Genomic DNA, 23,207 nt, shown 5'->3' with positions numbered 1-23,207 from the left:
ACCTTTAAACCATTTAACTTAAATATTTCTCAAAAATTCATTAGTTATAACTAAGTATAATTCAAAAAAATTACTTCATCTTTATTTTTTACATGACTTTTATGCATATTTTTTTTTATTCTGTTTAATTATTTGATTAAATAGAATAAAAAAATTAAATTTGTTAATGTTTAAACGCTTAAAAAAAATTTAGTCATGAAAAAGAACTTAATTATACTTTTATGTTCTTTACCCTTATTGTCTATAACTACATTACACGGACAAAATAAAAAATCAGGGAAAGAAGCATTTATAGTTGTAGACGATTTTGAGTCGGGCAACTTCAAAAATTGGAAAGTAGAGGGAGAAGCTTTCGGAAATTCCCCTGTTACTAAAGAAAATTCTGGAATTCGAGATGTTAATGGGTACTTAGGAAATTATTTCGTAAGTAGTTTGTCAGAAGGAGACGATAGCAGAGGAACATTAACTTCTTCACCATTTAAAATTAAAAGTAATTACATTAATTTTTTAATAGGAGGTGGAACAAGTCCAGATCTTTATATTGAATTAGTTATTGATGGTAAAACTATTTACAAAAATAGTCCGTTTTCAGAAGGCAATCAGCTAGAGTGGATGACTTGGGATGTAAGTAAATATTTAGGAAAACAAGCATATTTAAGAATTGTAGATAATGATAGAGGGAAATGGGGACATATTTTAATAGATCAAATCGAAATGGGCAACATACCTAAAAGTGATTATATGGTAGATAAAAGATTATCTATTAAATCAGACAAGAAATACATAATGTTACCGATCGAAGACAAAGCTCCTGAGGTAAAAGTATTTTTAGAGATAGATGGAATTAAACAGATTCCACATTCCAATATAAGACTAGCACAGAATAAGATTGATTATTGGGTGCCTTTAAATATTGAAGGATATAAAGGGAAAGATATAAATTTACTACTTCCAATTTTTAAAAGAAATGGAATTGGATATTCAAAAATTAATAACTCCAATACTTTTAACTTTAAGTATGACGAACCTTTCCGTCCGCTTTATCACTATTCTCCATTCTATGGTTGGACCAATGATCCTAACGGTATGGTTTATAAAGACGGAGAATACCATTTATTCTATCAATACAATCCCTACGGATCAGTTTGGGGGAATATGACTTGGGGGCATGCAGTATCCAAAGATTTAATTAATTGGGAACATAAAACACCTGGAATATTACCAGATTCAGAAGGAACGATTTTTTCAGGTAGTGCAGTAATTGATAAATATAATACAGCTGGTTTTGGGAAAGATGCTATGGTAGCTATCTACACCAATGACGGAGATAGACAGACCCAAAATTTAGCTTATAGCTTAGATAATGGAAAAACTTTTATTAAATATAAAGGCAATCCGGTACTTACAGATCCCAACATTGTAGATTTTAGAGATCCTAAAGTATTCTGGGACAATGATTCTAAACAATGGATCATGTCATTAGCCACTACGCAAACCATCACCTTCTATGGTTCCAAAAATTTAAAAAATTGGGAAAAATTAAGTGAATTTGGAGAAGGAATTGGAGCACATGGCGGGGTATGGGAATGCCCAGATTTATTTCCTTTAACTTATAATGGTAAAACAAAATGGGTCTTATTGGTAAGTATTAATCCAGGTGGACCTAACAGTGGTAGCGCTACTCAATATTTTATCGGTGATTTTGACGGTAAAAAATTCACACCAGATCCTTTACCTTATCCTTTATGGATAGATAACGGGCGAGACAATTATGCAGGTGTTACATGGAATAACGAGCCGAATGGAAAAACTATATTTATTGGTTGGATGAGTAATTGGGACTATGCAAACCAAGTACCTTCTGTGAATTTTAAAAATGCAATGACTTTACCTAGAGAGCTTAAATTGGTCAATAATGGTAAGCATTTAGTATTAGCCAATCCACCGATTGAAACGGTTAAAGAGCTAAGAAAAGAAACTAAAACTTATGAAAATGTATCAGTGAACGATACTTATACAATTAAAAATCTTTTGTCAGGAAATGAAGGAGCCTATGAAATTGAAATGGATATTAAACCAGAAAAATCAAATGAGTTTAGTTTTATACTATCCAACAACAACAATCAACAAGTATCTTTTATATTTGACTTAACTAAAGAAGAACTAAGTTTAGATAGAACACAAAGTGGAGATACAGACTTCGCTATAAATTTTTCTTCAGTGATACATTCACCAATAGTTAAGAGAAATATGTATAAAATAAGGTTATTGGTAGATAAAGCCTCAATTGAATTATTTTTAAATGATGGAGAAACAGCTGTAACTTCTCTAATATTTCCTAAGGAGTCGTACAATAATTTAACATTTAAATCCTTGGATAAACAGCCTATTCAGTTTAATAATATAAACATTTATAAACTAGGCTTATAAATATAAAGCACTCTCCATTATAAATATTTATAATGGAGAGTATCTTATAAAATTATCAATCTCATAAAATCAATGGTGAGATAGGGTTTGACTTATAAATAATTGTAATCATATTAACTTAAAAAACAGTAAAATCATAAAACCACATGAGAATATATATACTAATTTTATCTTTTTTAATCACATTTATAAATCTTAAGGCACAAATTGTAAAAGTAGATTCACTTCAGTTTCCAGAAAAAAAAGAAGGTAACGATAGAAATGTAATGCTAAATGCAGCAAGTACATCAGAACCACGAGAAATTCAAATAGGATTGCCGGATGCAGGAACCTATGTAAGAGAGAATAGTTTGCCTGCGGTATATTATACCAACCCACAAGCATTAAGTACAAATTGGAGAAGTGACCTTAGTTTGGAGAAAGTAGGATTAGTAAATGTAGCAGAAAATGCAATAACAACCGGAAATATAGGCTACGGAATTAATTCAATTGATAAACTAGGAGGAGATCAGTTTCAAGGAGCCTTTAAATATTTTGGAAATCAATACAACATGCAACAGTTTGATGTTAACGTATCAGGTCCTTTATTAAAAAGCAAAGGGTTGTATTATTCAGCAAGTGTATTTCAAAGTTACGATCCAGGAAGTTTTAATATAAAATTCACCGATTTCCAAGATCAAATAAATATGTATAAAATAGCTTTAACTAAAGTATTTAATAATAATAAAGGTAAGATTACCTTTCTTTATAAAAATGCGGAAGATTATAGACTAACCTTAGTTACTCAGAATGCTCCTTTTATATATGTAGGAAATGGAAATGTTAAGCAGTATAAAAATTTTAAATTAGGTACAAGCTCATACGCACCGGTCGACGGTTCTATGACTTATATGAATATACGTAACGGGAGAATGGAAACCACTAATTTAAGAGATGCCTCGTTAAATCGTACCAATGAATATAATTTATTGACCGACATAAATTTATCAGACAATTACAAATTAAAGATAAATGCTAAATATATGAGATCCATGGCTTCCATGGTGTACCAAACTCCAATGGGATTAACTTACGAAAATCAAATCCCTTCTGATATGCAGTACTATTACGAAGATACGAATGTGCCATATGTGGGCGATGTTCAAAGCCGGATGTCAGCATTAAACAGAGGATTCATAGATACTTTTTTATTAACGTCTGAATTAAGTGCTAAAACCAAAAATCACAATTGGAGAATTGGTTTGAACGAATGGTATTATAATATTGACTATTCTTCCAATACAACCATGTATAACCAAGAAGTAGCTAAAAATCCAAGAAGGTTACGAACCCAGAACCTGGCTACTGGAGAATCATTTACCTATTATGATTACAACAGAAATGCTTCTGAATACTACAAAGGTTTTGAAAACCGATTAGCTTTATATGGTACAGATAATTGGGCAATAAGTGATAGATTTAATTTATACTATGGATTACGTTTAGAATATTATAAATTGAAAGGTAAAAACTTACCTTATGAACGTTATACAGGGTTTCATTTAGGGGATACTCATACCTATGGCCCAGATCAAACAGAAACTATTCAAGAACAATCGTTTGATTTTAATTGGCTAAATACGGTTGCTACAGTAACAGCCAATTATGTATTAATGCCACATTTTGGATTAACTGGAGAGTTTACTTATAATACGCAAAGACCTCATATTGATAACTTTGCGGGATTTAGTAATCCAAGTACCAAACAAATAAAGGTTCCAATGGCTAGAGTTGGTATTTATTTGAATAATGATTGGATTCAACTGACCTCCATGTTTACCTGGATACAAAAAACAAATAATTATACACGTTTAAACTTGATTAATCCAGCAAATGAAAGTGAGATTGTAGCAAAATCGTTAAATTTTGATATTGAAACACTGGCTTGGACTACAGATTTGGTAACATATCCATTCAAAAATTTTGATTTACACTTTTTATTCACTTACCAAAAACCTAAATATAAAAAATACGAGACATCGGCTTTCGGGAAATCGTACAATTTTACCGGTAATATAGTTACAGAAATACCTCAAGTATTAATTGAACTGGATCCTAAGTATCAAATTACCCCTAAATTATCCCTTTGGGCAAGCTTCCGATATTTTAGTAAGACCTATGCAAACCTAAGTAATGCACTTTACTTTAATGGCAGATGGGAAACCTTTGGAGGAATAAATTGGGACGTTAACAAACATTTAATGTTAAATGCTACGGTTGTAAATTTCTTAAATCAAACCGGAGCTAAGGGTACAATTTCAGGGTCTGAATTGAAAACGAAAGAAGAAATTGAGGCAAACCCACAAGCATATAAAAATGTGTTAATGACAGGTAGTTATATTCGTCCATTAACCATCGAGTTTTCTGCAACAATTAAATTTTAAATTAAATACCAAGCAATAACAGAAAAATCTTATTGCTTGGTATTACTCAAATCCAAAATAGTAAGATATATATTTAAAAGCTAATATTTTAATCTATTCTATCCTTATATATAGAATTTCCTTAGGACAATTGTATCTAAGAGGTAATAAATCACCTAAACCCTTGCTAACTAATATACAAGTATTCTTAATTTCTTTACGATCTAAACAATATTTATATAATAGATTTCCTGGAAAAAAAGTATTATTTATAGTTTTAAACAATATAATCTGTCCGCCATGCAGATGTCCGGCAAGGATTACATGAATATTTATTAATTCATCAACTCTAATTTTTTCAGGATTATGTATTAAAAGAATGTTCTTATCGCTCTCTGTAGAAGAAAGATTTTTTCTATTTTCCCATGAAGTGAAATTTATTCGACTACCATTTTTAGTAGTAAACGTAAAAATATAATCTTTTAAGTAAAAACAATTCGGAATATTGATCAATGAATTAAAGATTTTTTTTCCATACCAGGTATCATGATTCCCATGAATAAAAACAATTGGAAAAAGTGTAGATAGTTCTAAAATAAATAATCTAAAAAGAGTAGCACCTTGAGGTAGATCATAGTAATCTCCAGTAAGTGCAATAACATCAGGACTTTTGTCTAAAATGATTTTTTTTATTTCTTCCAACATCTTAGAAGAAAGTTTTATATGAAAATCACTAAGGTGTAGAATTGAAACATTATCAATTTTACTAAAAAGATTTATCTTTTCTTCTCTTACTTCTATTTGCATACATGTGATAAATAAACAATTCCATAAATAGAAAAAAACAACACCTTTTTAATTGTTAAGGAAGAAGTGATAATATTTTCTCTTTTAAATTTATTTTTTACATATAGAAATGCTATAAGCCAAAAGAACAAGCAAATAATGATATCAATTAAGTCAAAAGTGCCATGAATCCAATTGAAATATTGAAATATTTCTAACAAAATTGGATAGATAATGGGGATATATACGCAATAGAAATAATATTTTTTTATATTTATGTAAAAAGGGTATGAGAAAATTGTTGCTGAAAATACCCAAAGACCTTCAGGTAAAGAATAAATAATAAACTTATTTAATGGTAATATTCTTCTAACACATTGCTGCATTTCAACAAAACTTTTGGAGGAATAAAATTGTGTTAGTAGTTGATTTATAACTGTTTTTTCTGTTCTGTAGAAAATATAAATAAATAAGCAAAATGTTAAAACTATAAGGGCAGATAAATCGATTTTTTTCATAATTTTAAGAATAGTAGTAGTTTAAAATATCCAAACACGTCACAAGATATATTGTCTATTTTTTTAAATTTAGATAAAGCGGTAAGTTCTGATTCATAAAATATTGATTGGAAATGTAACAATTTTGCTATGGGATTGAAAATTCTATCCATATACTTAATAAAATTATTAGGAGTGAAATGATTGAGGATTATTAAAGTGCCTCCGGGTTTTAAAACTCTATAAACTTCACTAAGTAGAAGATTAGGATTGTCAACAACAGCAATAACATGTGGTAGAATAACATAATCAAAACGATCATCTTTAAACAAAAGATTTTCTCCATTCATACAAATTAATTCAATATGTTCATAGCATCTTAAATACATCTTAGCTTTATTTAACATAGCCATTGATGTATCTATGCCTGTAATTTTGTGATTTTTATAGAATTCTAAAGTTTTGCCGTTTCCTATTCCTATTTCTAAAAGTTTTCCTTTAGGTAAACTATTTACTTTATCTATAAGTAAATTATTTTGAGATTTGAAAAAGGGTTCAATAAAATAATAAAAATTAGAAATCCGATCATAAAATTTATTGCTTTTAGCAGGTTTCATATATTAGAGACAGTAAATGTGATATATTTTTTTTACTTAAAAGTAAAAAATTGATTACCCAAATAGCTTGTAAACTTATTTACGCAGTGTTTTAAAGCATATACTGGTAGTGATGCATGATCATGTATTACCTATAAGGGATTTTAAAATATTCATAGTAGTTTTTATTTAGTTTTTAGTTATATAATTTTTGACATCTTCTTTTTAATTTCTTCTAAACATAAATTATTTATACTCCCTTCGTGGGTGTGGGTTGTTTTTTTAGGAGATGTAAAAGTTCCTTTTTCCACTTGTTCACCAATAATTTTATAGGCGTCTCGAAAAGGTATTCCTTGGTTGACTAACTCATTTAAGGAATCTACGGTAAATAAGTAATCGTATTTAGGATCATCTAAGATATTATCTTTAACCTGTATATCTTTTAAAGAATAATGTGCCATCTCTAGGCAAGATTTAATAGTTTGGATGGCAGGAATTAAACCTTCTTTCAATAATTGCAAATCCCTATGGTAACCGCTGGGAAGATTATTGGTGATAAGAGTTAGTTCATAGGGTAAAGCTTGAACTTTATTGCATTTACCACGAATTAATTCAAACACATCCGGGTTTTTTTTATGAGGCATAATGCTGGATCCGGTAGTAAGATGTGCAGGAAGACTAACAAAATTAAAATTTTGGCTCATGTATAAGGTTACATCCATGGATAGTTTAGCAAGAGTTGAAGCTAAGCTACTCAGTGCAAAAGAAGTACTTTTTTCAGATTTTCCCCGGCTCATTTGTGCAGCCACAGAGTTGTATTTTAATGTCTTAAAGCCCAGTTCTTGGGTTGTATAACTTCGATCAATAGGAAAAGAGCTTCCATAACCAGCGGCAGAACCTAGAGGATTTTGGTCTACAACTTCTAATGCCGCGTTTAGGAAAATTACATCATCAATTAAACTTTCCGCATACGCAGAAAACCATAAACCAAAGGAGGAGGGCATAGCAATTTGGAAATGAGTATATCCAGGAAGTAAAACATTTTTATATTTCTCTGCAGCTTCCATTAACAAATCAAACAAATCCTTGGTTGAATCTTTGATTAGATTTAATTCATCTTTAAGATATAAATTCATGTCTACCAAAACCTGATCGTTTCGTGATCTTGCCGTATGAATTTTTTTACCCGCATCTCCTATTTTTTCCGTTAATAAGAATTCTACTTTGGAGTGAATGTCTTCAAAATCTTCTTCAATAGAAAAATTGCCTACTTCAATTTCGTTCAAAATTTCATTTAAAGCTTTTAAAAGATTCTCTTTTTCTTTTTCAGTAATTAAACCTACTTTACAAAGCATCTTCGCTTGTGCAATATTTCCTAACACATCGTATTTAGCTAAAACTAGATCAAGTTCTCGATCGTTTCCTACAGTAAAAAAATCAATTTGTTTATCAGTAGATATTCCTTTTTCCCAAAGTTTCATTTCAATTTTTTCTTTTTAAAAGTTTAAGATATAGTTAGGGTATGGTTTAATAATTCAATATATAGTGGTATGGCTTCTTCAATTTCTTTTTTATAAATAAACTCGTTAGCAGTATGAGAGCGCAAGGAATCTCCTGGACCCATTTTTAAAGAAGGACAGTAAAGAACTGACTGATCGGAAATTGTAGGAGAACCATAGGTTTCTCTTCCCAATTTTATACCTGCTTGTACCAAAGGATGTTCTTTAGGTATGAAGGAGGATTTTAAATGCAAAGATCTGGGGGTTATAATCACTTTGTCTGATCCTATATTATTTACAATCGTGGAAAGAATATCTTCATTGGTATAGCAATCATTTACACGAATATCAACAACAATTTTACATTCATCCGGAACTAAATTGTGTTGTTGTCCGGAATTAATTTGGGTCACGCTCATTTTTACAGGGCCCAAAACCTCAGATTTTTTTTCAAACTCAAAAGTCTGAAACCATTGAATAATATTTATGGAATTATAAATAGCATTATCTATATTGGTATGTGCTGCATGGCTAGATGTACCTTTGATAATAATATCTAAAACAAGTAAACCTCTTTCAGCAATGGCTAAGTTCATTAAAGTAGGTTCACCTACAATGGCGCAATCCAACTTGGGTAAAAGTTCAAGAATACTTCTTAAACCATATTTGCCGCTGTTTTCTTCTTCTGCACTGGCGGCTATAACTAAATTATAATTTAAATCTTCTCTTGAATAAAAATAGGTAAAAGTAGCCAATAATGATACTAAGCATCCACCCGCATCGTTGGAACCTAACCCGAAAATTTTCCCATCTTTTTCTAGCGCTTCAAACGGATCGTGGGTATAACCTTTGTTGGGACGTACTGTATCTTGGTGTGAGTTAAGTAATAACGTAGGTTTACTACTATCAAAATGTTTATTAAGTGCCCAAACATTATTTTTTTCTCTTTGAAAGGGGATTTGGTGATGAATAAACCACGCTTCAATAAGTAGAGCAGTTTTATCTTCTTCTCCAGAAAAAGAAGGAGTTTCAATTAAGTTTTGAAGAAGAATAATCGCTTTTTCTGTTAACTTCTGTATAGATTTCATTTATATTGAAATATAGGTATGGGGTAGGTTTGGGTTTTTAATAATTTCAGGATTTGCAATCCTAATTTCCTTAACTCCTAATTGTAGAGCTTGGAAGCAATTTTCTAGTTTTGGAAGCATACCTGAATGGATAATATTTTTAGTTTTGAGTTCTTGAAAGTAATTAAAATTTAAACTTTCAATGACGCTGTTCTCATCATCTATATTTAAAAGTACTCCTCTTTTCTCAAAACAATAGGTTAAAGAAACATTAAATAAGTGAGCCAAACCAGTAGCTAAAGATTGGGCAATGGTATCGGCATTTGTATTTAATAATTGACCTTTTTTATCGTGAGTAATAGCACAAAAAACAGGAGTAGTTCCAATTTCTAATAGTGATTTTATCCAAGAAGAATTTACTGAGATAACATCTCCAACAAAACCGTAATCAATATTAGAATTCTCTCTTTTTTTTGATAATATACTGTTGCCATCTGCTCCGGTAAGCCCCATGGATGGGGTACCCAATGCTTGTAACTTAGCAACAATTTTTTTGTTACACAAACCTGCATAAGTCATAACCGTAACATCCAGCATATCCTTATCGGTAACCCTTCTCCCATCCATCATAATGGTTTCAATTCCTAGTTTGCTGGCTAAACGGGTTGCTTCTTTTCCTCCGCCATGAACTAAAATTTTATATCCTTCTAAATTTGAAAAGTCTTGTAGAAATGAGGACAGTATTTTTGAGTCATCAATGACATTACCCCCTATTTTAACTATGCTTAGTTTTTCACTGTTCATCCTAACAACAAAAGTAGGAATTTTTTTTTCTATTAAATTTCAATACTTCATGATTTAGTGTATAAACATTTCATTTTTTCTCTAAAACTGTTAAAAATTAATGTTTATATCAAAACGCAATCGATTGCTGGATTTTTTGTAAGAAGGATCAATACCGTATAAACCTTTAATTTGTTCCATAAAAAATAAACGAGATTTAAATTCTAGGAATTTATTTAGTCGGTAGGAAATAGCAAATTCAGGTCCTTGGATATTGGTGGAAGCCCATGGAACGAAATCGTACTGTGCAAAGTAATCCATGGCGGCATATTTTTCCATGTATAAATAAGAGATGCCAAAAAAAATATTTTTAGGGATGGAAGAATTTCCTAAAGATACAGTACCTATAAAACCATTTCTTTGTTTAGTAAAATTAGGGGCTGTTTCTGAATTGAATTCTTTAGAGTTACTAAAAGAATTATATCCACTAGCATTATAGATATAAGAAGAAATGGGGTTTCTCTTATAGTTTTTCATATTATAGAAATAATCAAAGGCAAAAGTTAAATATTGCAATTTGGGTAAAGTTAAAGCCCAATGGTTTGTCCATATCGTATAATCAGGAGCTAGATCTCCATCCATGTAAAGGTTATTTCCATTATTGTTCCAATCTTTAGTATACTTGGTGGGTAATTCGTTGGCTATTAAGAGTCCAGTTTCAAAAGTCCATGAAATATTTTCTTTTTTCTGTTGAATATCTATGGCTCCCCCATAAATTTTGCCCTGTTCTTTAAAAGAGGTATTGCCTTTGTAATTTTCAATAAATAAAGCTAATTTAGGACTTAAGGTTAAAGAACCTAATAAGTAAGAACTTTTAAAGCTAAGCCCATCGTGAGTAGGAACATCAAAAAGTACGCCTTGTTGATTTGTCCATATACGACTAGCATTTTGTCTTCCCAGCCGGAATTGGTTTTTTGAAAACTTCCAATCTAGCCATAATTCATCTAGAATGATGTTAAACCTCTCATCTGAATTACCACCAAAATTCATAAAACTATATTGTTTATTTCCCGTGCGTATTCTTGCATGAAAATCAAAGTTTGGAGATAAAACCACATCGGTCATTAAATGAAAATTATAACGAGACCAAAAACGTGTATGATCTTTGATTTTAACACCGTTGGTGGGATTTAAAGAATTTTGATTAAAATCCCATTCTCCTACTCTTAGGGTTGATTTTCCACTAAAAATTATTTTTCCTTTTAAAAAGGATAAGTTTGGGGAAGAATCTGATTGTTGGGTCTTTAATTCCTTTTTTTGAATATTTAATTCTTTTTGTACCTCAGTTCTTATTAAGTCTTGCAAATCTTTTTTAGAAATAAGTAAGGTATCTCTTTCTTGAGAGTAAGATAGAAGGCTTATAAAAATAAAAAAAACAAAGAATCCCTTTTTCATTTATTTGTTTTAAATTAAACAAATATAAGATAAAAAAAGGGAGGTTTATTTTAAATTAGGTTAGTAGAAAAATAATTTTATACCTATTCTAGGTTGTTTAATAAGCTTGTGATTATGGTTTGTGCAGAGTATGTGCGATTATTGGCTTGTGGAATTACGATGGATGAATCACTATCTAAGATTTCATCTGTAACCACAACATTTCTTCTGACTGGCAGACAATGCATAAATTTAGCATTATTAGTTAAATTCATTTGTCTACTTCCAATGGTCCAAGTAGGATCATTATTGGTGATTTCACCGTAATGAATGTAATTGCTCCAATTTTTTCCATAAATAAAATCTGCGTTTTTAAAAGCTTCGTCTTGATTATATTCTATGCTTACACCTTTAGTTATTTCTGGATTTAATTCATAACCTTCTGGATGTGTAATTACAAAATCAACATCCATTTTTTTCATCATTTTTATAAAAGAATTGGGTACGGATTGTGGCAGTGCCTTAGGATGAGGTGCCCAACTAAGTACCACTTTTGGTCGTTTAGTCGTCTTATATTCTTCAATGGTTAAAGCATCAGCTAAGGCTTGTAGTGGATGTTCGGTAGATCCTTCTAAGCTTATTACTGGAACTGTGGAATGCTTTACAAATGACGATATAATGAATTCAGCTTCATCTTTATCTTTATCTTTTAAGGAAGGAAAACTTCTAATGCCTATAAGATCGCAATATTGAGAAATTACTTTTGCTGCTTCTTTTATATGTTCGGAAGCAGAGCCGTTCATAATTGCTCCATCTTCAAATTCTAAAGTCCAACCTTCATTATTTAGATTCATAACTATACATTCCATACCTAAGTTTTGCACGGCTTTTTGTGTGCTAAGACGGGTGCGTAAACTAGGATTGAAAAATAATAGACCTAGGGTTTTATTTTTTCCTAATTCTTTATAGTCAAAAGGATTTTCTTTAATCTTTTTAGCAAGTTGTAATATTTGATCTAAATTTTCAATATCGTCAACAGAAGTGTATTTTTTCATTTTCAATTGAATTATTTCTTATTTATTGCACACAAGATTTTAAGCTTTCAAATAGCGTATCTATTTCCTGATTTTTAATTGTAAGTGGAGGTAAAATACGTAGTAATTTTTTGTTGTTTGAATTGCCGGTGAAAATATTTTTTTCGTAAATAAGTTTTTTTCTTAGATCGGCAATTTCAAAGTCAAATTCTAAGCCTAGCATTAAACCTTTTCCTTTAATTCTTTTTATTTGAGGAATAGTTTTGAATTTTTCTATAAAATATTGAGATTGTTCGTTTACATTATCTAAAATTTTTTCATTTTTCATAACTTCTAAAACGGCTAAAGCAGCAGCACAAGCCAAATGATTCCCACCAAAGGTGGTCCCTAGTAAACCATAAGAAGCCTTAAATTCTGGAGATATTAGAATTCCACCCACAGGAAAACCATTTCCCATTCCTTTAGCTAAAGAAATAATGTCAGCTTTTATATCGTGATATTGATGCGCAAAAAATTTTCCAGATCTACCATAACCGCATTGTATTTCATCTAATATAAGAACTACTTGGTTTTGTTTGCATAATTTTTCAAGCTCTCTAAAAAATTCGGTAGACCCTTCCTCTAATCCCCCAACTCCTTGTATGGGTTCTATAATAACAGAAGAAACATCGCCTCTTTGAAGTTCTTTTTTTAGTGAATCTATATCATTTAATTCTAGGAAAGTTACCTTTTGTTGAGCGTTTATTGGCGCTACAATTTTAGTATTATCAGTAGCAGCAACCGCAGCAGAAGTTCTTCCATGAAAGCTATTCTTAAAAGCAATGACTCTAGATTTTTGTGTATGGAAAGAAGCAAGTTTTAGTGCGTTTTCATTAGCTTCAGCCCCTGAGTTGCATAAAAACAAACTATAATCAGGATAGCCGGAGAATTCAGGGAGTATTAGACCTAATTTTTCTTGTAGTGGATTGATGATGGAATTGGAATAAAACCCAATTTTATTTACTTGCTCTGTAAGATAATTTACATAGGTTGGGTGAGAATGCCCGATTGAAATAACTCCATGCCCTCCATAAAAATCAAGATAGGGGATTTCTTTTTTGTCCCAAACAGTTGCGCCTTTCGCCTTTTCTGGAGTAATATTATAAAGTGGGTAAACGTCAAATAAGCTCATGATGATTGTATTTTTTATTTATCAGTAATATGATTAACTTTATGAAAAGATGTAACAAGGCCCTTGATAATTGAGGAACTTAATCCATGATGTTCCATTTCATTTAAACCAGTAATGGTGCATCCCCCCGGTGTGGTTACTTTGTCAATTTCTTGTTCCGGGTTGTTTTTAGTTGCTTTTAAAAGTTTAGCCGCCCCAAGACAAGAATGAATAGCCATATCTAGGGCTTCATCAGCTTCAAGCCCCATTTCTACAGCTCCTTCTGTGGTGGCGCGTATCATTCTCATCCAAAATGCAATTCCGCTTCCACAAATAACTGTAGCAGCAGACATATGTTTTTCAGCAATTTCTAGGGTATGTCCTAATGAATTGAATATATTTAAAGCAAGTTTCATTCTTTCAACTCCACTTTTATTGGAACATATACAGGTCATAGACTGTCCCACTGCAATTGCCGTATTAGGCATCGCTCGTATAATGGGGTGTTGAAAACCAATAATTTTTTCAATGTTTTCAGTAGTATAACCTAACACTACTGAGATTATAGTTTTTTCATTGGTAAAAAGGTTTTTGTTTTGTATTAATATTTCTTCCAATTGATAAGGCTGGATTGCGAGTATAATAACATCGGAATTTATTATAGCCTCTTGATTATCACTGGTAAGGTGAATTTTATCAGAGGTTTTTAATTCTTTGATAGTATTAATATTTCTTTTTGTAATGTATAAAGATTTATATAGATCACTTTTTATAATGCCCTTGGCTATAGATAAGCCTAAATTTCCTGCTCCTATGATGGCTATTTTCATTGTAATATTTTTTTGTGTTTTGAAATTTAAAAGCCAATAGATTTTAAATGTAAACCTTCCATTTCATTGAAACCAAATAGTAGATTCATATTTTGTACCGCTTGCCCAGAGGCTCCTTTAGTTAAATTATCAATCACTGAAGTGATTAATAAAACATCCTTATGTTTTTGAATCTCTAATAAACATTTATTGGTATTGAGTACCTGTTTCATTGATAGAGGTTGATCGGCAACAAATGTAAAAGGATGTTCTTGATAATACTCATTATAAATATCTATAGCTTCCTCTCTAGATAGATCAGATTTTATATAAACTCCTGCTAATATTCCTCTTGGAAAGTCCCCCCGCATAGGAAGAAAATATAGTTGATGCTCATTTTGACCTAATTGGTAGATACTTTGTGAGATTTCCGCTTCATGCTGATGGCTAAATTCTTTATAAAAAGAGGCATTGTTATTTCTCCAACTGAAATGAGTAGTTGGAGATAGGGATTGTCCCGCACCGGTCGAACCGGTTACAGCATTTATATGAATGTCTGAGTTTATAATTTTTTTATAAGCTAAAGGTAATAGGGCTAGTTGGATTGCTGTTGCAAAGCATCCGGGATTAGCAATATGTTGAGCCTCTTTTATTTTTTCTTTATGAAGTTCAGGTAAACCATAAGTAAAAACCTTTTTTTGAAAAGTATGATTGGGTTGAAGTCTAAAATCATTGCTTAAATCTATGATTTTGGTATTCGTAGAAAAAGGATTTTCTTCTAAGAATTTTTTTGATTTTCCATGCCCTAAGCAAAGAAAAACCACATCAGATTCATTGTCTATAGTATTCGTAAAGACTAATTTAGTTTCCCCTAATAAATCAGTATGGATATGTGTTATTGGATTTCCTGCATTCGAAGTACTATATACAGATTTTATTTCTACTTTAGGATGATGAATAAGAATTCGAAGCAATTCCCCGGCTGTATATCCTGCACCTCCTACAATGCTAACTTTTATTTTATTCAATTTTTATTAATTTAAATTTAACAGGATTCTTATTGTTTAATTTTCATCTTTTAAGTTATGGTAAATTTTTAACTGATTGCCAAAAATTTTTATAAATCCTTTTGCGTCTCTAGAATCCCAAGCATCATTCTCCTCACCATAGATGGCTACTTTAGATTGCATCATATCGTAAGGTGACTCAATACCGATCAATTTAAAATAATAAGGATTTAATTCTATATGTACTTTTCCAGTGACATGTTTTTGGGACGATTCTAAAAATTTTTCGATATCCCTCATTACAGGATCTAGATATTGTGCTTCATGCAGTAGAGTTCCGTACCAATTGGCTAAAGAGTCTTTATGTAAGAGTTGCCAACGAGAAAGGGTATGCTTTTCAAGTAAATGGTGTGCTTTAATAATTAAAACAGGAGCTGGAGCTTCAAATCCTACTCTTCCTTTAATCCCTAGAATTGTATCTCCGATATGAATGTCTCTACCAATTGCATATTTACCTCCAATATCATTTAATTTTTGAATGAGAGAGATGGGTTCCAATTTTTCTCCATTGAATCCAACAGGCTCTCCTTTTTCAAATTGTAATTCTATTTGTAAAGGATTATTTTCCGATAGTTGGGTGGGATAAGCCTCCTCGGGAAGAGCTTGATTGGAAGTAAGGGTTTCCACACCACCTACTGAAGTTCCCCAAATGCCCTTATTAATAGAATATTTTGCTTTTTCCCAGTTCATATCAATACCCTGCTTCTGCAAATATTCTACTTCTTGTTGTCGAGATAATTTTTCATCTCGAATGGGCGTTATGATTTTTGATTGTGGAGAAATTATAGCAAAGGCTAAATCAAAACGAATTTGATCGTTACCGGCTCCAGTACTGCCATGTATTATATATTCAGCATTTATTTTTTTTGAGTATTCGGCAATAGCTATGGACTGAAACATTCTTTCAGCACTTACAGATAGGGGATAGGTATTATTTTTTAAAATATTACCAAAAATTAAGTAGCGTAAACATTCTTTATAAAATTTTTCAGTAATATCAATAGTTTCATGATGTTTGGAACCGAGTTGATAAGCTCTTTTTTCAATATTTTTTAGTTCTTCTTCAGAAAATCCTCCTGTATTAACGATAACTGTATGAATTTCCATATTTTGTTCTCTGGTGAGATTGACTAAACAATAGGAGGTATCTAATCCACCACTGTAGGCTAAAACTGCTTTTTTCATGATTGAATAACTTTTGGTTTAAATAGGTTTTAAGTAAGGTTTTTAATTTATATACTTCTGTTATTTTAGTAACAAAGACTCTTTAATTTTTTTTAAACGAGTCAGTATTTTTTTATCAAAAGAATTTTTCTTTTCCTGTGTAGAAGATTTTGTTTCAGTCTTAGGGTCAAATAACATACCGGTGCACAAACACATTTTATTTTGTTTACTTTGTAAAATACTAAAATTGGTGCAGGTTTTACAACCGTTCCAAAACTCTGGGTCTTCAGTTAATTCAGAGAAAGGTACTGGTTTGTATCCTAGCTCAGAGTTGATTTTCATTACGGCTAATCCTGTAGTAATTCCGAATATTTTAGCATCAGGAAAGGTTTTTCTAGTATAATCAAATACAAATTTCTTAATTTTTTTTGCTAAACCAATGCTTCTGTAATCGGGTTGAACTATTAAACCGGAATGAACTACAAACTGTCCATTTTGCCATTTCTCAATATAACAAAATCCTGCAAATTTTTCACCATCTAAAGCTATAATTGCTTGACGTTGATCCATTTTATTTTCTATGTATTCGGGAGTACGTTTCGCAATTCCAGTTCCTCTAACTATAGCGGATTGATATATAGTTTCACAAATTTCTTCAGCATATTTGTAATGCTCTTCTGTAGCAACAACAATATTAATTTTCATATTGAAATATTGATAATGAGTTTGGTTAAAGTTTTAAATTAAAGAAATGCAGTATGAATTTCTGTAAGTCATGTAGTAGCGGCTTTGTAATTGATTTAAATTATAATCAAAGCCTAATCTGCCTATAAAAGGAATTTAAATAAAAAGAAATATTTAAATTAATGTTTTTCAATTTTTGTTCTTCTATTGAATTTAAATCCAAAATTAAATAAAAAAAATAAAATATAATTATAATTTTAAAGTTTTATTTGTGTTAAGAAAAAATTATATTCTACAAAGCTGATAAGTAATTTATAGGTTATTAAATTTTAAAAAATTATTAAAATATATTTATATAAATAGCTCAATAAATTTTTTGCTGATAAAAATGGTTCTGAATTCATTTTATATGTTTCTACTTCTTAAATAGACATACATAAATTTCTTAAAGATTAAAATGACTAAAATTTAAAGTGTATTTGTATTTTTGTTTACAATCGTTAAAATATAAATGAATTATGGAAATTGATAAAGTAATAAAAGAACCTACGGTTACCTTTCTAGATGTTAGGGAAAAAGAGGAACTAATTAATGAAGGTGAAGTTAAGGGAGCAATTTTAATTCCCATGAGAGAAGTTCCAGAAAGATTGGATGAAATTAAATTGTTTTCTAAACCCTTAGTTGTGTTTTGTCGTTCCGGGAATCGTTCAGAAAACGTAGTTAAATTTTTAAAAGATCAAGGATTAACAGAAGTGTATAACGGAGGAGGTTTTAATGAAGTGAATGAACTTTTAGAGAATCATTAAAAAATGTATTAAAATTTTATATAGATATTATGAAATACAGATATTGAATTAGTAAATGGTTAGACAAATTAAATACTAACGAAGTAAGAGTAGTAGCTAGTATATATTTAAAGGTAGAATTATTGTGGATATCAAGCATTATAGTGTTTATAGACTGATAAATCTTTAATTGACTTTAAAATAATGATTATCTGTGTGAATTTAATATAAATAAAAAAGACCTTTTTATCAAAGGTCTTTTTTTACTTCTTTGTAAGTGATCAATTCTAATTATTTTTAATAAAATTAATTATCCATTCTCCGACTTCAGAGGTAGAATAAGCTTTTTCTCCAGAGGCTATATCTTCTGTAACTACTTTTGCATCCATAGAAGCGTCAACGGCTTTTCTAATTAATGCTCCTTCTTCTTTTAAGTCAAAAGCATATTCAAGCATTAGGGCAGCTGATAAAATGGTAGCTAAAGGATTGGCTATATTCTTTCCTGCTGCTTGAGGGTATGATCCATGGATCGGCTCAAATACAGAAGTATGTATTCCAATAGAGGCAGAAGGAAGCATTCCTAAAGAACCAGTGATCACAGATGCTTCATCTGTAAGAATATCTCCAAATAAGTTTTCAGTAACTAAAACGTCAAATCGTTTAGGCCATTGTATAATTTGCATTGCAGCATTATCCACGAACATATATTCTGTTTCTATATGCGGAAATTCTTTTTCAATTTCCTGTGCAATTTGTCTCCATAAGCGGGAGGTGCATAGGACATTCGCCTTATCTACAATGGTTAATTTTTTATTTCTTTGTTCTGCCAATTTATAAGATAGCCTAACAATTCTTTCGATCTCTTCTCTGGTATATACACAGGTGTCGTAGGCCGTATTTCCATCTTCACTTCTACCTTGGGGGCGTCCAAAATACAAGCCTCCGGTTAATTCTCTTACGCACATAAAGTCAGCTCCATCTACCAGTTCTGCTCTTAATGGGGATTTATGAATAAGTGAAGGGAATGTATTAATGGGTCTTAAGTTTGCATATAAGCCCAAGTCTTTTCTCATTTTAAGTAAGCCTTGTTCTGGACGAACTTTTGCTGAAGGATTATTGTCGTACTTAGGATCCCCGATAGCTCCAAATAATACAGCATCTGAGGCCATACATAGTTCATGAGTTTCTTGGGGGTAGGGTACACCTGTTTTATCGATGGCAATGGCTCCTACTAAAGCCTCTTTGTATGATAATTCATGATTGAATTTTGAACAAATAGCTTTTGTTACTTCTAAAGCTTGAGTAACAATTTCAGGACCTATTCCATCGCCTGGTAGAACTGCTATATTTAATTTCATGTTGTTGTGGGTTATATTAAATAAATTTAATTACATTTTTTCAATGATGTTGAGCATTTTTTCAGTGGCTTGAATTGCTGCTTCTGTCTGGTCAGCATCTAGACCACGAGTTTTAAATTCATGATTGTTATACTTCCATGAAATAACCGTTTGAACTAATGCGTCCGTATGTCCTCCAGGAGGAATTATAACTTTATAATTGGTTAAGATAGGTTTGGTTTTATTTAGTTTTTGATATATAAGTGCAACAGCCTTAAAAAAAGCATCGTATTGCCCATCTCCCGAAGAGGTTTGCTCATAGATTTTATCGTTAATTTCAACTTGAATAGATGCTGTGGGATGTAGCCCTTTGCTTAAGACTAAAGCATAGGATTTTATTTTTACCTTTTTTTCATTTTCATTGGTATTTAATACATCGGAAATAATAAAAGGTAAGTCTTCTTGAGTAATAATTTCTTTTCTATCCCCCAGTTCAATTACCCGATTAGTTACCTTTATCATTTCATCATTGTCCAGTTCAATACCTAAGGCTTCCAAATTTTTTTTAATGTTTGATTTTCCTGATAATTTGCCTAAAGCATATTCACGTACGCGCCCGAACCGATCAGGATACAAGTCATTGTAATACAAATTGTTTTTATTATCCCCATCTGCATGTATTCCAGCGGTTTGTGTGAATACATTTTCTCCTATTATGGGTTGGTTGGATGATATATTTAAACCGGAATATGTTTCTACAACACGACTTACTTTGTTAAGCAAACTTTCCTTGATAGAAGTTTTAATTTTCATTTGATCGTGTAAAACAGCTACTACGCTTGGCAATGGAGCATTACCGGCACGTTCTCCTAAACCATTCATGGTAACATGAATTCCTTGGACACCAGCTTCAACTGCTGCCATTACATTAGCAACTGCTAGATCATAATCATTATGAGCATGATAATCAAAGTGTAATTTTGGATATTTAGTTATAACATCTTTGCAGAATTTTTTTGTCGTATTCGGATTTAATATTCCTAAAGTATCAGGAAGCATGAATCTTTTTATAGAAGTGTCCTTTAGTTCATCAAGCATTTGATAAACATATTCACGAGAATGTATCATTCCGTTAGACCAATCCTCTAAATATACATTTACCTGTATATTCATTGAATTTGCTAATTCTACATTTTTTTTAATATCATTCAGATGTTGCTCAGGAGTTTTTCTAAGTTGGTTGGTTACGTGATTTAAGGATCCTTTGGTTAGTAAGTTAATAGTTTTACACCCGGATTTTTTAATCCATTCCAAAGAAATGCCATTATCTACAAAACCTAAAATTTCTAATTTATCTAAATGTCCAGAATTCTTAGCCCAATTAGCAATCTTTTGCACAGTGTTAAATTCACCTTCTGATACTTTTGCAGATGCAATTTCAAGGCGGTTTACACCCATTTCAGTTAATAAACGCGCGATACTTAATTTTTCCTGCGTGGAAAATGATACTCCTGAGGTTTGTTCTCCATCTCGGAGAGTTGTATCCATGATCTCGATTGTACTCATTTTTATTATATCCTTGACTTTTAATAAACTTATAGATAAATTTGAAAATAAGTCAGTTTACAAATATTTGTAAACTGACTTAAAATTATTTTAATAAGAATAAACTCTATTTTTTTCGTATTCTTCTATTTTATCTTTTTTAGATAAAAGATAATCTATGTCATCCAGTCCTTTTTGTAAACACTCTTTTTTATAAGCGTTGATTTCAAAAGATTCACCTTCTCCAGTATGATTGTTGGTTATTATCTGTTTATCCAAATCAATGGTTATGGTATTTTTAGGATCGGCATGTATACTTTCAAATAGCTCTGATAAAAATTCTGGGCTAACAACTACTGGTAAAACACCGTTATTTAAAGAGTTGTTTCTAAATATATCTGCAAAGTAGCTGGATACTACTGCTCTAAACCCATAGCCGGAAACTGCCCAAGCAGCGTGTTCTCTACTTGATCCACTACCGAAATTTTTTCCTGCAACTAATATTTTTCCTGAGTAGGTAGGGTTGTTAAGAACAAAGTCTGGTTTAGGACTTCCATCCTTATTATATCTCCAATCAGCAAATAAGTTGTCTCCGAAACCTTCTTTATCTGTGGCTTTTAAAAAACGTGCAGGTATAATTTGGTCTGTATCAACATTTTCTATGGGAAGTGGGACACAGGTTGATGTTATCGTTTGAAATTTTTCCATTTTTTTAAGATTAAATTAGAATTAGTTAAGTTTTCTTGGGTCAGTTATTTTTCCGGTTACAGCTGCGGCAGCTGCTACTAATGGACTTGCCAATATGGTTCTAGCTCCTGGTCCTTGTCTTCCTTCAAAATTTCTGTTGGTGGTAGAAACTGAATATTTTCCAGCGGGAACTTTATCGTCGTTCATGGCTAGACAAGCAGAACACCCCGGTTGGCGAACCTCAAAACCTGCATCTACAAGTATTTGATATAAGCCTTCTTCTTTCAATTGTTTTTCTACTCTATGACTTCCAGGTACTAACCAAGCAGTAACATTTTCTGCTTTTTTCTTCCCTTTTACAAAGTTTGCAAAAGTTCTGAAGTCTTCAATTCTTCCATTGGTACAACTTCCAAGAAATACATAATCTATAGGTTTACCTTCCATTTTATCTCCTGCTTCGAATCCCATATAGTTTAAGGATTTTTGAAATGATATTCTTCCGGTTTCATCCAATCCTTCAAGGGTAGGAATATTTCCAGTTATAGAGACCCCCATTCCTGGATTGGTTCCATAGGTAACCATAGGTTCTATTTTGCCAGCGTCAAATACATATTCACTATCAAACTTAGCTCCCTCATCAGTTTTAAGGGTTTTCCAATATTCAACGGCTTTTTCGTAAGCTTCTCCTTTAGGGGCAAAATCCTTACCTTTTATATATTCAAAAGTAGTTTCGTCCGGTGCGATCAAACCTCCTCTTGCTCCCATCTCAATACTCAAATTACAAAGAGTCATTCTCTCTTCCATATTTAAGTTTCTTATGGCTTCACCTGCGTATTCTACAAAATAACCGGTTGCACCTCCAGTGGTTAATTGTGAGATCATATACAATGCTAAGTCTTTGGCGGTAACTCCCTTTTGTAATTTTCCGTTAAAGGTAATTCTCATTGTTTTAGGACGGGATTGTAGGATACATTGAGTGGCTAATACCATTTCAACTTCACTGGTTCCTATACCAAAGGCAATTGCTCCAAAGGCTCCATGGGTGGAGGTATGGCTGTCTCCACATACAATGGTCATTCCCGGTTGTGTATATCCATTTTCAGGGCCTATGATGTGTACAACTCCATTTCTTTCATTTCCAAGAGCATATAAAGTTAATCCAAATTCTTCAGCGTTTTTTGAAAGAGTATCTAATTGTTTTTTAGATATAGGATCTTTCACTGGTTGATCTTGATTACAAGTTGGAGTATTGTGATCTGCCGTTAGAGTGGTTTGGTTAGGTCTAAAAACTTTTAGTCCTCGTTCTCTAAGTCCATTAAATGCTTGGGGGCTGGTTACTTCATGACAGAAATGTCTATCTATGTATATTTGCGTAGGACCTTCTGGTATTTCTGAAACAGTATGCGCATCCCAGATTTTATCAAATAACGTTTTCATGTTTTTATTAGTAT

At 31.5% G+C, this 23,207-nt stretch carries 20 protein-coding genes; 3 read left to right on the top strand and 17 right to left on the bottom strand.

All coding sequences use genetic code 11. The features are described from left to right. The first annotated feature begins 195 nt into the window (after positions 1-195). Positions 196-2,430 (top strand): GH32 C-terminal domain-containing protein, encoded by a 2,235-nt coding sequence (locus ETU10_RS01820; RefSeq protein ID WP_246118406.1) that lies wholly within the window; start codon positions 196-198, stop codon positions 2,428-2,430. A gap of 146 nt (positions 2,431-2,576) precedes the next feature. Further along, positions 2,577-4,853, top strand: a complete 2,277-nt coding sequence (locus tag ETU10_RS01815; RefSeq protein WP_146309499.1) for a TonB-dependent receptor — start codon at positions 2,577-2,579, stop codon at positions 4,851-4,853. A gap of 93 nt (positions 4,854-4,946) precedes the next feature. Here ETU10_RS01815 and ETU10_RS01810 read toward each other — a convergent pair whose 3' ends face one another. The 13 genes from ETU10_RS01810 to ETU10_RS01750 form a co-directional block, all read right to left on the bottom strand. Further along, complete coding sequence (locus ETU10_RS01810) at positions 4,947-5,639, bottom strand: metallophosphoesterase (RefSeq protein ID WP_146261464.1); 693 nt, start codon at positions 5,637-5,639, stop codon at positions 4,947-4,949. Beyond that, positions 5,630-6,136, bottom strand: coding sequence for a hypothetical protein (locus ETU10_RS01805; protein ID WP_146261463.1), 507 nt, complete (start codon positions 6,134-6,136; stop codon positions 5,630-5,632). The genes ETU10_RS01810 and ETU10_RS01805 overlap by 10 nt, the downstream gene beginning before the upstream one ends. Further along, positions 6,133-6,732, bottom strand: coding sequence for a class I SAM-dependent methyltransferase (locus tag ETU10_RS01800; protein WP_146309498.1), 600 nt, complete (start codon positions 6,730-6,732; stop codon positions 6,133-6,135). The genes ETU10_RS01805 and ETU10_RS01800 overlap by 4 nt, the downstream gene beginning before the upstream one ends. Before the next feature lie 179 nt (positions 6,733-6,911). After that, entirely contained in the window at positions 6,912-8,192 is a 1,281-nt protein-coding gene (gene argH / locus ETU10_RS01795) for an argininosuccinate lyase (RefSeq protein WP_146309497.1), read from the bottom strand. 23 nt (positions 8,193-8,215) lie between these two features. Beyond that, on the bottom strand, positions 8,216-9,298 hold the full coding sequence (locus ETU10_RS01790; protein ID WP_146309496.1) for a M20 family metallo-hydrolase: 1,083 nt from the start codon (positions 9,296-9,298) through the stop codon (positions 8,216-8,218). Continuing rightward, positions 9,299-10,081, bottom strand: coding sequence for an acetylglutamate kinase (argB, locus tag ETU10_RS01785; RefSeq protein ID WP_146309495.1), 783 nt, complete (start codon positions 10,079-10,081; stop codon positions 9,299-9,301). A gap of 90 nt (positions 10,082-10,171) precedes the next feature. Then, entirely contained in the window at positions 10,172-11,515 is a 1,344-nt protein-coding gene (locus ETU10_RS01780; protein WP_146309494.1) for a hypothetical protein, read from the bottom strand. An 83-nt stretch (positions 11,516-11,598) separates the two neighbouring features. Beyond that, entirely contained in the window at positions 11,599-12,549 is a 951-nt protein-coding gene (locus tag ETU10_RS01775) for an N-acetylornithine carbamoyltransferase (protein WP_146309493.1), read from the bottom strand. A gap of 22 nt (positions 12,550-12,571) precedes the next feature. Continuing rightward, entirely contained in the window at positions 12,572-13,699 is a 1,128-nt protein-coding gene (locus ETU10_RS01770; protein ID WP_146309492.1) for an aspartate aminotransferase family protein, read from the bottom strand. Between the two features lie 14 nt (positions 13,700-13,713). Then, on the bottom strand, positions 13,714-14,508 hold the full coding sequence (gene proC, locus ETU10_RS01765) for a pyrroline-5-carboxylate reductase (RefSeq protein WP_146309491.1): 795 nt from the start codon (positions 14,506-14,508) through the stop codon (positions 13,714-13,716). Between the two features lie 26 nt (positions 14,509-14,534). After that, entirely contained in the window at positions 14,535-15,515 is a 981-nt protein-coding gene (gene argC, locus ETU10_RS01760) for an N-acetyl-gamma-glutamyl-phosphate reductase (protein ID WP_146309490.1), read from the bottom strand. Between the two features lie 36 nt (positions 15,516-15,551). After that, positions 15,552-16,739: an argininosuccinate synthase gene (gene argG, locus ETU10_RS01755; protein WP_221410356.1), complete on the bottom strand. Its 1,188-nt coding sequence runs from the start codon at positions 16,737-16,739 to the stop codon at positions 15,552-15,554. Between the two features lie 60 nt (positions 16,740-16,799). Next, the gene (locus tag ETU10_RS01750) at positions 16,800-17,423 is read right to left on the bottom strand and encodes a GNAT family N-acetyltransferase (RefSeq protein ID WP_146309488.1); all 624 of its coding nucleotides are present in this window, start codon (positions 17,421-17,423) and stop codon (positions 16,800-16,802) included. A 497-nt stretch (positions 17,424-17,920) separates the two neighbouring features. On the opposite strand from ETU10_RS01750, the gene ETU10_RS01745 reads away from it, so the two are divergent. After that, the gene (locus ETU10_RS01745) at positions 17,921-18,208 is read left to right on the top strand and encodes a rhodanese-like domain-containing protein (RefSeq protein WP_146309487.1); all 288 of its coding nucleotides are present in this window, start codon (positions 17,921-17,923) and stop codon (positions 18,206-18,208) included. A 266-nt stretch (positions 18,209-18,474) separates the two neighbouring features. On the opposite strand, the gene leuB is transcribed toward ETU10_RS01745, so the two are convergent. From leuB to leuC, 4 genes are all read right to left on the bottom strand, one after another. Next, positions 18,475-19,545: a 3-isopropylmalate dehydrogenase gene (gene leuB, locus ETU10_RS01740; RefSeq protein WP_146309486.1), complete on the bottom strand. Its 1,071-nt coding sequence runs from the start codon at positions 19,543-19,545 to the stop codon at positions 18,475-18,477. A 30-nt stretch (positions 19,546-19,575) separates the two neighbouring features. Then, positions 19,576-21,090 (bottom strand): alpha-isopropylmalate synthase regulatory domain-containing protein, encoded by a 1,515-nt coding sequence (locus ETU10_RS01735; RefSeq protein WP_246118405.1) that lies wholly within the window; start codon positions 21,088-21,090, stop codon positions 19,576-19,578. A gap of 90 nt (positions 21,091-21,180) precedes the next feature. Further along, positions 21,181-21,777, bottom strand: coding sequence for a 3-isopropylmalate dehydratase small subunit (leuD, locus tag ETU10_RS01730; protein ID WP_146261449.1), 597 nt, complete (start codon positions 21,775-21,777; stop codon positions 21,181-21,183). A gap of 21 nt (positions 21,778-21,798) precedes the next feature. Further along, positions 21,799-23,193 carry a 3-isopropylmalate dehydratase large subunit gene (gene leuC, locus ETU10_RS01725; RefSeq protein WP_146261448.1) on the bottom strand — a complete coding sequence of 465 codons (1,395 nt, stop codon included), beginning with the start codon at positions 23,191-23,193 and terminating at the stop codon, positions 21,799-21,801. Positions 23,194-23,207 lie beyond the last annotated feature (14 nt).

The organism is Apibacter muscae (assembly GCF_007845595.1).
Lineage (GTDB): Bacteria > Bacteroidota > Bacteroidia > Flavobacteriales > Weeksellaceae > Apibacter > Apibacter muscae.
Note: the sequence above shows the minus strand (reverse complement) of the source record. Positions and strands in the feature narration are given on the sequence as shown.